Source organism: Pseudomonas sp. 1912-s, from assembly GCF_029269205.1.
Lineage (GTDB): Bacteria > Pseudomonadota > Gammaproteobacteria > Pseudomonadales > Pseudomonadaceae > Aquipseudomonas.
Genome location: NZ_JARIXR010000043.1, coordinates 22947 through 37893 on the forward strand (window position 1 = coordinate 22947; position 14947 = coordinate 37893).

At 51.7% G+C, this 14947-nt stretch carries 8 protein-coding genes and 1 pseudogene; 4 read left to right on the top strand and 5 right to left on the bottom strand.

Annotated features, from left to right (window positions below; translation table 11 throughout):
* Nucleotide 1: 1 nt before the first annotated feature.
* Both P3C29_RS30185 and P3C29_RS30190 read left to right on the top strand, forming a co-directional pair.
* On the top strand, nucleotides 2–385 hold the full coding sequence (locus tag P3C29_RS30185; protein ID WP_275966204.1) for a hypothetical protein: 384 nt from the start codon (nucleotides 2–4) through the stop codon (nucleotides 383–385).
* A 299-nt stretch (nucleotides 386–684) separates the two neighbouring features.
* A complete protein-coding gene (locus tag P3C29_RS30190) occupies nucleotides 685–1605 on the top strand; it encodes a hypothetical protein (protein WP_275966209.1) in 921 nt (306 codons plus the stop codon).
* A gap of 20 nt (nucleotides 1606–1625) precedes the next feature.
* On the opposite strand, the gene P3C29_RS30195 is transcribed toward P3C29_RS30190, so the two are convergent.
* The 4 genes from P3C29_RS30195 to P3C29_RS30210 form a co-directional block, all read right to left on the bottom strand.
* Complete coding sequence (locus P3C29_RS30195) at nucleotides 1626–2885, bottom strand: ATP-dependent helicase (protein ID WP_275966205.1); 1260 nt, start codon at nucleotides 2883–2885, stop codon at nucleotides 1626–1628.
* On the bottom strand, nucleotides 2882–4669 hold the full coding sequence (locus tag P3C29_RS30200) for an AAA family ATPase (RefSeq protein ID WP_218820292.1): 1788 nt from the start codon (nucleotides 4667–4669) through the stop codon (nucleotides 2882–2884). The genes P3C29_RS30195 and P3C29_RS30200 overlap by 4 nt, the downstream gene beginning before the upstream one ends.
* A 173-nt stretch (nucleotides 4670–4842) precedes the next feature.
* Complete coding sequence (locus tag P3C29_RS30205; protein WP_218820293.1) at nucleotides 4843–6339, bottom strand: hypothetical protein; 1497 nt, start codon at nucleotides 6337–6339, stop codon at nucleotides 4843–4845.
* A gap of 375 nt (nucleotides 6340–6714) precedes the next feature.
* Nucleotides 6715–7311 (bottom strand): GNAT family N-acetyltransferase, encoded by a 597-nt coding sequence (locus P3C29_RS30210; protein ID WP_275966206.1) that lies wholly within the window; start codon nucleotides 7309–7311, stop codon nucleotides 6715–6717.
* Between the two features lie 390 nt (nucleotides 7312–7701).
* On the opposite strand from P3C29_RS30210, the gene P3C29_RS30215 reads away from it, so the two are divergent.
* Both P3C29_RS30215 and P3C29_RS30220 read left to right on the top strand, forming a co-directional pair.
* The gene (locus P3C29_RS30215) at nucleotides 7702–12735 is read left to right on the top strand and encodes an AAA domain-containing protein (RefSeq protein ID WP_275966207.1); all 5034 of its coding nucleotides are present in this window, start codon (nucleotides 7702–7704) and stop codon (nucleotides 12733–12735) included.
* Nucleotides 12735–14174, top strand: coding sequence for a hypothetical protein (locus tag P3C29_RS30220; protein ID WP_275966208.1), 1440 nt, complete (start codon nucleotides 12735–12737; stop codon nucleotides 14172–14174). Before P3C29_RS30215 ends, P3C29_RS30220 begins: the two co-directional genes overlap by 1 nt.
* A 606-nt stretch (nucleotides 14175–14780) precedes the next feature.
* Here the strand turns inward: P3C29_RS30220 and P3C29_RS30225 are convergent.
* Nucleotides 14781–14947: pseudogene (locus P3C29_RS30225) on the bottom strand (anion permease); the annotation flags it as partial.

Here is a 14947-nt window from a genome sequence, read left to right on the forward strand (position 1 = left end):
TATGAAAACATTGACCAAAGCATATACGATACTAACTGCTTTATTTCTTAGCACTATCAGCAACTCCGCCTTCTGTCTTAATTTAAGACAGTTCCCTCTTGAGGAAAAAGTAAAATCCTCTGAGCTAGTCATCGTTGGAACTATTACAAAAGTCATAAAAAATTCGCAGGACTTTGGATACGACCTGGCGGTAGTTTCACCCACCATAGTATTGAAAGGGGTACCCCCCAAGGAAATCAAGGTAACATTTAATGGTACAATTCCCGAGGCGCAACCCGACTGCTGTGAAATTGGAAAGCGTTATCTATTTTTCGTATCAAAAAACCCTAGCGGAGACTATTACCCTGTTAATGGCCCATACGGGACTTACAAGCTAGACGAATAAAATACGTAAATATCCATCATGGTGTTTGCGGATGCAGCATTGCCCCATCCGCAAATACTAGAGTACGGCTATCTTCCGGCGTCTGAATGAATCGCCCCGGATTCTCTAGACTGAATCGAAAGAAATTTCTAGACACTTCCAATCTTCATTCTGGGGCTTTGAAATACATACGAGGCTAGGGGCAATGAGGTGATTCAGTCGCCTCGGAGGGGTGTGGCTCAATGGCCTTTCAGGTCTACTGCTACCGGCTTTCGCCGGGTACCATCAAGAAACTTTCTATTAATACGGTTTCAACAAAGATGGATGTGTACAAGCTCCGAATTGAAGACACAGAAAGCAAGATCATAGATAAGGATCTTTTTGAGGCTGAGACCTTCCGTAGGGAGCCGTGGTACCAGCCTGGCAGCGGGGACAAGCTTGCTCAGTTCGCGGTTTGCCCGGCATGCGACAACCCTGTTCAACTGGTCGGACTTTATGAGTTACCCCCCAACGTAAAGAATCCTTACGGCAAGCACGCCACGAAGAGCATTCAAGGCATTGCTCCATTTGATGGAGAGGCTCGTAACGATTGCCCATACTTCAAGCCTCGTCAGCACAAGAAGTCCGATCGCAAAGCCGGGTTTGACGGGGTACCTCGAAAAATTCTCAAGCTCTTGATCGAACAGTTCGACCGCGTGGTTTATATCTTGGAGAAGCAAACCCAAGTAGTGCTGTCCGAGAAGGTGTTGAGAGGCATGCTGCAGCGTTACAAGGGAGAACGAGGTTACCTCTACACCGGTGCAACGCTACGCAATGTCCCGTGGATATTTGCTTACATGTCGGACGCCACTCGCCTGTTTGGCCAAAAGATTGACGGGAATGTCGAGCTTGTGAAAGCTATAGCCTCTGAAGTGCTGGGGGCGGAAATCGGCGAAAACGGCCGCCTGGGTACGAAGAATTTGCCCGGGTCCAAGGTGCCATTCATTGATCTCAAGATGAGTTTCATCCGCCATCGAATCGTTAAAGATAACGAGGCGTCCGGCTTGGTTGAGAGCATGGAGTTTGTAGTGTCGCAGCCTTGCAAAGGGGAGCTGGTGTACATTCACAAGGACGTCATCAAATTCGATCCGGATTGGTTCGAGCGCCTCATCCGGATGCCTGGTGATCATCCCTATCGCAGAATGGACAGAGTGAATGTGGCTCGGGAGGAACTGGGCGATTTGCTGGAACCGCGATCTTGAAGTGATCTGCGTGTAAACCACTATGTGAACGGTGGTAAGGCCATCGCCTGGGCGCTTTGGACGAACACTAAGCATTGGCTTTTAGCGCGGGTGATCGCGTTGTACAGTAAACGCCGCTTCTGCATCTCATCTCCACCTATGGCCGCTGGCCAAAGGACTAAGACCAGATCAAACTCTCGATTCTTGGCACCATGTACGGTTAAAAGTCGGACTCCGGCCCCATCGTTCCCAGCGAATCGGCGTTGATTCGCGAATATCTGGAGGATCGCCAATTCCATTTCTTCGCGTGAAAAAACGGCCTGGCCCTTGGTCCTTCGCTGCCTATCAAGCAGGCTTATAAATTCGAGTCTGATACTGCGAGGTTGATCTGCGATCAACGCTTGAGCTTCGGGTAGGCTAGCATGGTCAGGCAAAGCCAGAGTTTCGATAAGCGCCCTGGAACGAACTGCTTCTGATTGCTCCAAGTTCACAGTGTGCGGACCATTCTGTCGGCTAGTCGTGCGAGACTCCACCCATTGCCGAACTTGATTGGCAAACGTGCCCATGGTCGGGGTGATGATAGCGACTCTGTTTCCCTCCCTATTCCAGCTGATAGCGTTGGATATCCAAGTTCCTGCCATTCCCGCGTTCGGTGTAGCCACCACTTTGAATTTGCCTGCGCTTACTGGAGCCTGTCCGGATCGAACCGCGCTGGCGGCAGCGAGCAGGTGTTGGTCATTCGTTCGCTGCGGTTGCTCCAACACCATTTCATTGCCCGCAGCTGTAAGCCATTCGCACGCTGCATTCGGGCGCAGTTCTTCCACAAGACATTGGAATTCGTCCGACGCAACAAGCAGCTCTACGTGCGGCTCGAGACTTTGGACGATGGCAAGACGGTTCGGCGTTAGATCCTGTGCTTCATCCACCACGACCACTGGAAACGTCGCTGCTACCCAGCGGACAACTTCGTGCCGTGCTATCAGAATCGACGCTAATTCGCAGACCCTTTCATAGGCTCCCACATCTGGAAACTCTTCCCCCAAATAGGCGAGAAGCGCTCGCCACCTGCAGACAATCCGCCAAGCAAAGCTATCGAGAGTACTGCAGTCAAAGCGGCGATTGAGTCTGGCAATATCCGCGAGTCGGTCATCCAGGCGCCGCCTAGATCCATGCATGAAAGTGAGGGCAAGGACTTTTTGGCCGTCTTGCAACGGACGATTTTCCAAAATTGTGCAAAGCGTTGCCATTAGCTGATACGTCTTCCCACAGCCGGCTGCTCCTGAAAATGATCTTATGGTCATTCCTGGAACACCCACGCACCATCAGCGCCTCTAGCAAAATGCCTATTAGGGGTTCCAGAACAGGTATGAGCTAAAGCACTAAACAGGTCTGCAGCTCTGACTCGACATAGATCAGAGTTTACGATCGCATCCGCTACCGCTTCATAGCAAATTACGTCCATCTTCTTGAGTTTCAAGTGAGCCACAATATCGTCAACGCAGGTAGGCCGCTGAGTTGGGATGTCGATTAGCGCCAAGAGAATACGTTCTTCATCGGCTCGCAGAATCCAGCCGATGACGTCTTCGATCATCTCTTGGTCCTTCCACCTAATTATCACTGGTGGAGGGTTCACGCTTGCCTGCAATCCTCTTGTGTACCGGTGGCCGTCACGATCCCCATCTACCAGGCAGCAGACACGTTTATGCGCGCGAGACAGTAGTTCATATATTTCGACTACTTTTGCGTCCTCAGTAGGTACTACTCCAACCTGCAAACCGAACATAGCATCCATGCTGGAGGACCAACCTTCGGTCAACATTAGAGGACGAAGCACATTCTTCAATAGCTGGAAATCTGCTCGTCCCTCGGGTACCAGAACACATGGATGCATGAGTGCAGAGAGCACGTCTACCCGACTTTGTTGAAAAAATCGGCGCTGCCAATTTTGCGCTTGTGGTAATAGCGGCTCCGGCAGAAAAGGGAGGGCCGATAGTTGGCCGTCCTCATTTCGTAGAATCAAGACTGATGTCGGGTCTGATACTGCTGCAATCATTGGTGAGTGAGTGGTGATGAACGTCTGTGTAGATAAGGCTTGTACGCGTTGGACTAGCTGTTGCTGGCCAGCAGGTGGGAGATGCAGCTCAGGCTCTTCCAGAGCCATCAAGAAACCTTCGCCAGCTTCCGCTCGGCCTCTACCTAACTCCAACAGCAAAAGTAAACCTTGCAGCGATATCAAACCGCTTCCTTGTCTGGCAGCGGGAACGCCCAAACCATTTCCAACGGCAAAGTGCGCTGCTACTGAATCTAGCAACGAACGGCTATCAGTGCTGGTTACCCTTAGCTGAACCGATGGCGCATTGGGTATGCATTTCGATAGTTCTGTATTTACATTACTGATCAGCGCGGCAATTTGCTCATCCGCTTCGATGGGTGACACCGGTCTTCTAAGGCGGTCCCGTTCTGCGATTATTGCGGATGACGGCTGTGCAGCAGCTGCCTGCAGCGTGCGCCGGAATAATTCACTTCCCCAAGAAAAAACTTTGTCCCATGTTCGGCTAGCACGAACGAGGTAAAACCCCATTTCTTTGATGAGTTTGGGTGGCACCCCGACTGGAGAGTCATCTGCAAAGGGATCTATCGGATTATCATGGTCATGAAAGTATCTGATCATCTCAACCGAGAGCGAGTCTTGATCAAAATAGGCTTGCGCGCCGATCTGGCAGCACAGCAGCGTAGCTTGCGCAGTTTGTACTGCACTCACCTCGCCAGTACCTTCGTCGAACCATTTGGGGATGCCTCGACCGTCTCGAAACCACTCTAGGTGATCAGATGGGTCCTGCGACGCAAAACCAGTAATGGTGCCAACGAGTTTGATCCGATCTTCCGGTCGTGGGTCCGAGCCATAGAAATCATGCTCTGTTAACTCCCGGATCATACGTTCGCGCCCGAACAGCAAAGTCAGAGCTTCGATGACAGTGGTTTTGCCAGTGTTGTTAGCACCGATAAGGACAGGGTGCTGCTTAAATTGAATCTTTCCTTGGCGAATGCCGCGGAAATTTTGGATCTCCAATGCTGCAATCTTCATTCAAAATCCCTTTGCTTTTTCGGCGGACCTGAACAACAGCATCAGGGGCACCGTCATCTGTAGTGCATACGACTCAAAATTGCCTGCCTAGAACGCCGCTGGTTACGCCGTACGTCGTTCCCAATGCAAATAGCCATCAAGCTGTACCCTAGCTTAGAAGGAGTATAAAAAAATCATGGGTGATTCAAAGGAATAAAGTGGTGTTCCAAGGTTTTCAGTAAAGACGCATCCCCCACAGATTTAGCAGCCTGTCGAATATCCTCGGGGCCACACACGATCAAGTTAAATTTGGCACTGTTCGCGATGCGTGTTTTTTCGATCCGTTGCTGGGCTTCAGGAGACAGAAGTCCACTCGTCCACAGTTCAAATTGTGGTTTGGGTTTGTCCCACTTTATGTTTTGCAAATGGTGCCTGACCCGCTTAATGCGAGTATTTAGCCATAGGCCTATCTCCTCATCACTGACATGGATGCCAGGCCCCATACCTTTACATTCGATGAATCGGGCTGAAACTCCGTCTTTCACAGCCCAGACATCCACCTCAGCCTTACCGTCCACACCCGAGCAGATTTTGTTGAGCTGAACCTCCCCAGGAAAAGTCTTCCGAACGAGCTCGGCAATGAGTAGTTCGAAGAAGGATCCTCGCATGTTCCCTAAAGCCCCTTCGAGCTTGCTTAGCCTTGTGATGACATCGTCGAGCTTTCCGGAGTCCACCACTCCCTGTACGGCGTTCTTCAGTGTTTTGGTCAGATCGCGGAATGCTTCAGCCACGTCCTTCCCAAAAAGAGACTCAGGTGTCGCGGGTATGACACCGGCCGATCTCAGTTCAGCGAATGCATCGTTTTCGAAGCGCTGTCCGACCAAGAGGAACATCACGCGACCAATGTTCCCTAATGCTTGGAGTGTTTTAACTTTGTGGAGAAAAGGTTTGATTGCGCTGACGCTGACATTGTCGAGTAGGAGAACATCGCACGCGATGAATCCAGGCTTGAGTTCGCCTTTGCCACGATCAGCTAGAGCGGTGCTGTAGCTCGGAGCGCTGAGATCCCAGTTAAAGGTGCCGACGCTAGGTAACTTCTCTTCAATTCCTCCTCGGAGGGTGACGCTGTTGTAGCTAGCGAACGCTAGGTTTCGTAGCCATTCCTTGATGCTATCGAGAAGCACTGATTCTGCCATCAGGCGTGCACGGACACCGGCTGAGATTGCATCCAAATCCGGGCTTATACATGTCTGTCGAGTCATCACGCATGGTCCAATTCCAGGCTGGTCTGTCACCACTAAGACGCCAGCCTCTGTCATGCGCTTGAGGACAGCAGCGGAGGCAATATGTCGCTTCTGAGCTATCGGTGCGCCACAGGCGATGTGAAAGTGATGGACTGGCAAAATCTCACGGCAAAGGACAGCAGCTAGTGCCCAAGAGTAGGCGCCATCTACGGAGAAGATTGCTTCGTAAAGGTTTTCCCAGTACTCATCCGTCGCATACTGCCTTTTGAGGTATACAAATGTTGCGCCGCGTGCGAAGGGCAAGCTCTTCAGCTTTTGAAATTCATCTGAAGCACGGCTTATGCGTTGGCGAGCCGCCTCAGAAGAGAGGCCGTGCTTCTCAACTAGGTAACTCGCCAGCTTTGTACTTAGGCAAGGTCCCAGTTCCTCCAGCGCATCCTTGATCATGTGATCCTCCTTCACGTTATGTCACAGAGCGCTATTTATAATTTAAAATCAATACCCTTTGCATGGTGAAAAACAGCTGTTAAATATTTTGTTTAAAATCAATTAGTTACACGATAAAAAAATCAAAATTCGAACAGCACTCTGTCACAGCGAAAAAAGGATGGCCTGAATTACCCCTGATTTGCTCTTTATTGTGATTGTCAGGATTTTGTACGCTGACTTTCATTTCGGCGAAGCTACAGTCCACCCCCAAGCTTGCTTGCAAACGTCAGTAACTATCGAGACTACGTTTGGCAGCTTCTTTGAAGCCCGCTTTGATCATCAGTTCATGCATCGTGGTGTGCGGCGCTTTTTTCAAAGTTTGCTTAAATGAGGTCAGGCGTAAGCCAATAGCGCCTTTACGTCGTCATCGTTGAGCATGAACACACCTGCCGCCACACTTGCTCCTCGTGTGCCCATCACAACCAGGTCTGCGTACATACCTTGAGTTAGTGCAAATCCTTGCTGCTTCCCTGGAGCCGTGAATGCGCCTTTTTGCTCAAGCCCAGCATTCTTGTAAAAATCTATCAGGTCATAGCCGCACAACAGGGCGGTATCGCGCGGATCTTCGATCAGCGCATTGAGAATCTGTGAGCCAATACCGTGGCCGCGAAACTCTGGGAAAACAAAGATTTTGTGACAATAGCGTGGAACGTTTGGGTCTGGATGAACGAACAACAACGCATAGCCGTAGAGGCAGCCATTTTCATGGCTCATGGCAACCTTCAGATGCCCTGCCCGGTAGCACTCGTCAAAAATTCCCGCCACATGCTTGATGGCCTTTCGGGTTGCCTCTTCTGAAAAGAAAAGAAACTGCATGGCTAGAATGGGCTGAGCGAGCAGATCCTGAAGCACGCCTTTGGCTTCATTTTCCAAGATCTGGGGAAGGAAGGTGTCGATCAGTTGTTGATCAGAAAGAGTGGTGTCTGGCATAGGTAAGCGCTCCTGCTTTGACTGGATAGCCCGCTCGTTTCGCATGGGCGATACCAGTTGTCCTAGGGTAGAGCGCCGAGCGTACCTGCCACTGTGAGAGTTTGTCATCCGACAAAATCATCCAACATATTGCGGCTTGGATACCCATAAACGAACAGCGAGCTGACAGCCCGCTGTGGCCGAGGAAAAACTCACCGCGGTGTCCGAGATTAGTTAACCAATACAGGTTGAGTCGAAGTGAGTCCTTGAAAGCCAAAACTTTGAGTTTTGCGGATTTCTAAAGAAAATGGATCCCAGATCGCTAAATCCCCGATATTACATTTCAATACGCCACCATTTCGCTTAGCGTATGGCAGATTGACTCCATTGTAAAAATGTTGCGGGGATCACATGGACGTAAGCTATTGGGAAGGAGGTCTCCTTTCTTTTGAGATCGACGCTATCGACAAGATGGCCAAAGCGTTCGGGCCCAAAGAGCTTCCTTCGGAGCCTGGGCCAGGCTCCACGAAAGGGAAGTCGTTTGACGTTCTGAAACAATTGAAGAAACCTGAGGCAGGCAATGGCGTATGGCCTTGGCGCGGCTACGCCGGCTTTCGTTTTGCGAACTCGCGGGGCTCAGATGGGGAGTTCGATCTTGTCATCGTCACCCATAGCCTCGTTCTTGTTGTAGAGCTTAAGCACTGGCGCGGCGAGATCACGAACCACGGAGGTAAATGGCATCAAGACGGGAAGGAAACAGAAGTCTCGCCGGTAGACAAAACCCGTCGGAAAACCTTTGAGCTGAGGAAACGAATTAAGGGCCTAAAGTCTCAGTTGCCTAATGGGAAAGAGCCCTGGATCGACTTCTGCATTGTGCTCACCGGCAAATGCACCCTGAATCTTCCTGAGGTCGAGATGCAGCATGTCATGCTGCTGGACGACTTTCTGGAAATGGCCGACCCTAAGCTGTTTAAAGACCGATTCAACGCGCGCTCGAATATCGGTTTGAATGAACATTTCGGCTTCTTCGATGACATCATCAATGAAGGCACGGTCAAGCCCAAAGAGCTTGTTGTAGATGACTACCGTGCGCAGTCTCAAGCGGTGTTCACACACCCTACAGAAGTCTACCGAGAGTACGACGCGGTCAATATCCATAACAAGGATGACCATGCGATGGTCCGGCTATGGGACTTTTCGAAGCTCGATGACACTCGTGCTCGAACGGCTGAAGGACGGTACCGAATCCTCTCGCGCGAGAGGGATGTCATGGTCCACCTCCGCCTGCGCGATCAGGAGTTGATGCATCGTTGTGCTCGTCCTAAGCGTAATGCCAGCCCAGACAGTGTCACCGAGCAATATGCAGAATTGCTTGAAATGCCGGACGGGCATTACCGCCTAAACGAGTTCATCAATCGCTTTGTGGAGCGGATGACTGCGCTTGAGCGCGTCCAGCTTTTTAAAATCCTGCTGGCCCAATTTGCCGGACTGCACGGATTCAACATTGCTCACCGTGATTTGGGTGACCATAGCGTGTGGTTCTCTCCATCGTCATCGATCGCTCTTTCCAACTTCATCAGCGCTTATTACCAGCCTGTCGGTACTCTCGGCGATTTGCGTACCTTGCTGAGCATCGGTGCTATCGCGCTCCCTGAAGACCAGGACACCGCGATGGAGGGCAGTACGCCATTTCGTCGTGATGTCTTCGCGCTCGGGCTGATGGGGTGGCATCTGCTTGAGGCCCGCCCCATGCCCCTAAAGCTCGACGTTGCCTACGTTGCAGGCGTTCAAGCTCAGGTTGAGTCGTCAGAAGATTGGCCTGCCAAGGTACTTGTACAAGCGTTGCGGAATGATCCAAAGGAGCGATTCGATCACGCCAGCGCATTTCAGCAGGCATTCAGCGAGTCCACGCCGGACAACTCTGCCAGTTTTGAGTTTGATAACCGGCGGCTGGACGTTTTTTCTACCGATTTACGGCTGAGCTCCGCTTACCGGGAGGACGATGATCCTATCGCCGACACGGCTGAGAAATTGATTTATCGATCCGGCCCCCTGGTCGTGAAATCATGGCCGTCGATTAATGCCCGGGACCCCAAGGATGGCCAAGGTCCGATGTTGATGGTTTTCTTCGAAGTCCTGGAGCAGTTGAAAGGCAGCGGCTTTGCCTTCCTGCCAAAAATTCAACACTTTGGTTACGATCGCAGCGGTAACCCATTTCTGGCTCAGGAGCATGTCGATGGTGAGCACTGGGATGAGCTGAAGGGGTGGTCGATTGAAACCCGTATTGTCGTCGCCCATGGGCTCATCGAGGCAGTTGACGGGTTGCATGGCCAGCAATTGAGCCACGGCGATCTGCATCCACACAACGTCAAAGTCAATGTCGGTTCCGCTCCTGAAAAGACTCAGGTCTACCTGCTCGACTGTCCGGATTTCTCGGCTTCAGGCGCGTCACCGATCAACACCCGATACAGCCCCGTATTGGAAAACTGCACCCCAGCAGAGCGAGACAACTTTGCTGTAATGCGAATGGTGTTTGAACTCCTAGACATGGACTGGGACGCTCCTTCGCAGAAGGATATTCCCGCCCTGAGAGCGGCTGTCGCGCACGAGATGAACACGGAATCCGGCTTTCTTTCCCTGGAGCGTTTCAAGGATGCTCTAGAAGCCGCTTTCACTCCTGCAAAAACGATTGAAACCGTCTCTGTCGTCCTGCGAAACAGAAGTGACGAGGCATTTGAGATTCTGCCTGACAACGGGAAAATATCTGTTGTCGTGAAGCCAGACCAAAAAGCCCCCACCAAAGCTTTGGAGGTGACGTTCGCAGGTGTCGGCGGGCAGTTACTGACTGAGTTCAATCCGGCTTCCAAGCAGTTTGTAAATGCGTTCAGGGCCGTTCAGGAGACGCGAGTTCCTGCCTATCTGGCGCGTCAAGCAAACCACCACATAGAGGCGCGGTTCAGTGTTTCGGGCGGCACCAGCGTCAATGTTTATGAGCTGACCAAACTTCTGGCCAAAGACGAGGCGTTTTTAAGCCTAGCCGCACAGGTACATGACGCGGAAGTGCGTAAGCAAGCGGCGATTGAGGACGGTGAAAGCGTTTCGAACTCGATTACCGGTGAGGACGAGGACAATGGACTGGCCATAGATGAGGCGCAGCTAGAGGCTGTGAAAGTGCGGAGTTTCCCTGTCAGTCAGATATGGAAAACTATCACCTCTACTGAACTTGAGGCTCAGCCCTCTTTCCGTGTTTCTGAAGAACCACACTTCCACAAGGATGGCGTAGGACTTTTGATTCCCTACGCCATAGATGCGAAGGCCCTTGAGGGGTTTGAGGCGGGAGATAATATCCGATTGATCCTCAGAGACGGGGAGAAGGATATTGATATTGGTGAGATCAACCTGGGCATGAGCGTGCGTGATGCAGTATACGTGCTTGCCTCCAATCGTTCGAAACGCGTGCAGGCTGGCTCTCAATTGTTCCTTCAAAGCCGGCAAAACAAGACATCAATGACGCGTCGTCGCGGTGCGATGGAGCGAATTTTGAACCGGCAGTCTGTGCTGCCAGATTTGATGGATTACTTCGACGAAAAATGCAAGCTGGCACCAAGAGGGTATGCTGAAGAGCCAACCGATGCGGACTTTTCAGTGTACGAACGCACCACAGCAAGTGGGACGGTCATCGGACTGAATGAGGCCCAGCGTGCCGCGTTTACGCAGCTTATCACTACAGGCCCAGTGGGCCTTTTGCAGGGACCTCCGGGGACAGGTAAGACAGAGTTTATCGCGGCCTTTATCCATTATCTGATCAGCAAGGTCGGGGTGCGAAATATCCTCCTTGTCAGCCAGTCTCATGAAGCTGTCAATACTGCAGCAGAACGGATTCGCTCTCACTGCCGTCGGCTGGATACCGAGCTTAACGTTGTGCGCTTCAGTAACCGTGACCAGGTTGTCTCTGAGGAGCTACTGGACGTTTATTCTCGCAATATCGTAGACCGCCAGAGAAATGGGTTTAGTGCTGAACTTAAGGAGCGAGTGGGTTTCATGGCTTCGTCGCTGGGTTTGAGTAAGCCTTTTGTCCAGACGATGGTCGATGTTAACCAGCGAGTATTTCACTTGGTCCGATCGCTGAAAAAACTGGATGAGGAAATTTTGCGCGCTCAGGGGGACGGAGCAGAACGAGTGGCTTTACAAGCGCTGAAGTCCTCTCTGATGGGCGAGCTGAATCTAAATGCCAGCTTGTTTCTTGGCGGGCTGGGTGAGGGCGAAAGCAAACCCCAAGAAATGCTGGAGCGCATCTATGATCACGTCCAGACGGTTCATGGAGTGCGGCCTCCGGAATTCAAGCACTGCCTTGACCTGATCCAACTTTCTCATGAGTACGTTGAGCGCCTGTCGAGCAACAGGGCCAATTATGATGAGTTCCTGATGCGGTCCAGGACATTGGTATGCGGCACCTGCGTGGGTATCGGGCTGCAACATCTCAAGCTTGCAGAAACCCATTTTGATTGGGTCATCATCGATGAGGCTGCTCGATCGGCGCCGAGTGAATTAGCGATCGCCATGCAGGTGGGCTCTCGGGTTCTACTGGTCGGCGACCACAACCAGTTGCGTCCTACTTATGAGGAAGAGCATAAGGCAGCCATTGCCCGTTCCCTGGGCGTTACCACCAGCTCGGCTGAATTCCAGCAGGTCATGCGAAGCGACTTTGAGCGAGTTTTCCAATCCCAGTATGGGCATGCCGCTCGGGCGACGCTTAATACGCAATATCGAATGCTCCCAGCGATTGGCGATCTGGTTAACGAGATCTTCTATGACATCGATCTTGAGAACGGCTACAGACCAAGTCCGGCCTATTTTTCACAAAAGGCTCCTGAGTGCCTGTCCCATGTTGTCACTTGGATCGACACCAGCGAGTTAGGCAAGAAAGCCTACGACAGCGGCGCGCTGAGCCTGTCTAACAATGCTGAGGCGGATGCGATCATACGGCTGCTGGAAGAAATCGCAGAGGACACCGACTTTTGCGCGGGCATGGCTATGGAGATGGCCGAGTCGCAAGAGCCTCCAATCGGGATCATCTGCATGTATCTCGATCAGCGAAAACTAGTGAGAAAGAGATTTGCCGAGAAAATCTGGTCGGAGGAGTTTCGCAAGCTGGTAAAAATCGAGACCGTCGACAGTTATCAGGGTAAAGAAAACAACATCATAATCGTATCCCTGACTCGGGCCAAAGCGGATCAATCACCTGGCTTTTTGGCGACCCCGAATCGTATCAACGTCGCGATGTCACGTGCGATGGAGCGGCTGGTCATTGTAGGCAGTTTGAGCATGTGGAGCGGCAGGAACGCGAGGCTTCCATTGGGTCAGGTAGCCAGCTTTATCCAGACGAAACAAGATACGATCAACTACTGCATCAAACCAGTGACGCGGACCAGGAGGGTCGTCTGATGGAGCTTAACCCAGTTGTTCTATTCGAGCTGGACGTCTCGGTGCCTGCGCAACAGTTTCGTATTGAGTACACCCTTGTGGACAAAGGGGGTCTGCCAGTCGTACCGGAATTTCTTCTGCGGCTGCTCAAGATTTCGGCGCTGCTGCCAGCTGAAATCGCCAATTATTTTGGGTTTACGGCTCAAGAGCTCAGTTTTGCAATCACACCGTTTCTACAAACGGGGGAGCTTAAAACGCGCCCTGATGGACGAATAGAGCTGACCGATAAAGGCCGTGGCCTGTTTGCTGGCAAACATGAGTCGCCGATTGTGAAGCGCAAGGAAGAGCGCGAGCAGATGTTCGTGTTTGAGCTTCTAGCGTTTACCTGCCTTGGAAAAAGCCTTGGAGATGCCGACTCCAAACGTTGCCTAGAGTTGCAGGCGCCAAGCGATACGCTTTCCGAGTCCGGTGCGAAGGCCGTCGGTGCGTTCATGCGTCAGATTTATGATATTTATCGCGCTGGTCACCTGGGGGGGCAGACACAGGATGCGGGTCCGCCGGAGCTCTACAAGGTCGCAGGCGTTCAAAAAGTAAGGGATGGCTGGGAGAAGATAGAAGAGCGTGTAAGCATTGATGCCGACTCTCGGCAGGTACGCTTTGTCGCGAAGGAAGGTCTGCGAGAAAACGAGATCTACATGCGTCAGCGTACGGAGCAGTTGAGCCGCATGATGGGTAAAGCAAACCTTGATCAGGTTCTTCAGCTCGCCGATATCTTGGGAGATTCGGATGCCTACGACTTTGTGTCTTCAAGCGGTATGGACCTTTCTGCCCTGTACCACAGCGCCAGTGCTGTATCGCGGGTTAGAGAATCTTCCGGGCTGCGACTTTTTGGATCTCTTCAGTTGCAGCAAAACTGGGATAGAGTTCTTTCAGTGCTGCGCAAACATCAGAAAGCGCTTCAGAGTGAACCGCAAGCCACCCCGATTCGCCTGTCCTGGCTGGCTCCGGCCTCACATGAACTGTGGGGACGCTCGGCCAGGCATGCGCAGCTTTGCAGTGCATTTTCTGAGCTCTCAAAAACAAAAAGCAAGGGAGGCGGAAGTGATGGAAAACAGGTTTTCGACGCTAAGATTTTGATCCCAGTCTCTGCCAGCGATGATTGGCCGGCGATCAAGCGCGCAAAAGTTGACTGCAACAATGCCAGACTGCTTCTGTGCGGCTTTGTTGAGTCAGAGCAACTGGCACCGCTTGAAGCGATGGTCATTCACGGAAAATGCGCGGTCGTGATTTACCATTTGGTTTTGCCTACGTTGTCCCCGGTGCCTATTCCATTCGGATTCATTACGGAGGATGCTGCCAAGATCCTTAATATTGAAAACCTGATAAACCGCACGATGAGCGAGTACGTCACGGGTAATACGCAACGTTACCTCGGTAGCTTCGAACGCCCCGCCGGCTGAACAACAGGTAATGTTGTGGCAGATGAGAGCAATAGGAACGAGTAACCAGCCTTGAAAGCCTTTAGTATCTAAAAACAATAGATTAAGGGGTGAATATGAAAAAGCTTTATCTGTTTAGCGTACTTATTTTTGCATTGATTTCCCAAGGATGCACTGACTCCATTCATTACAAAAAAGTTGGGGAGCAAAGCGAAGGAGATACGCCAGGAGGGCCAGGCACTCCTAATCATGTTTTTGATGGAGAAAGAGAAGGAGCAGGCACGAAGGGAAGTTCAAAGCTAGGTCGGTCCGAGGAACTCCGAGAAGAAGCTGAAAGACGAGCGGCTTTGGAAGCAGAAAAAAAGGCAAAGGCTGCTGCTATCGCAGCTGCTTTGGCAGCTGAGCAAGCCGCCGAAATAAAAAGAAATGCCGCAGCAATCGAGTCTGCTAAGGCAGCCGAGCTAGCAAAAGCAAGGAGTATTTGGCAGAAGACACTTGATGCTCTAGTCAATCTATTAAACTCTCCACCAATCCTAGAAAAAGATGCCGATAGAATCAAAAGTGAGCCAGGCTTGCTGCTCGGCGATGCAGATGTCGGCCTCGTTACTGTCGCTGAGGACGAAGAAGTAGAATCGCAAACACCCCCAGCGGCCCCACCTGATCCAGGCCAGTGTGCGCCACCACCTGCGACCCCAACCACTGCCCCGCCTGCGTCGTGAGCAACGCCGTCCCCAGGCTGATACCCACACCAAACACAATCACCGTGCCCCACGGAATCCGCGACTGCACATCCT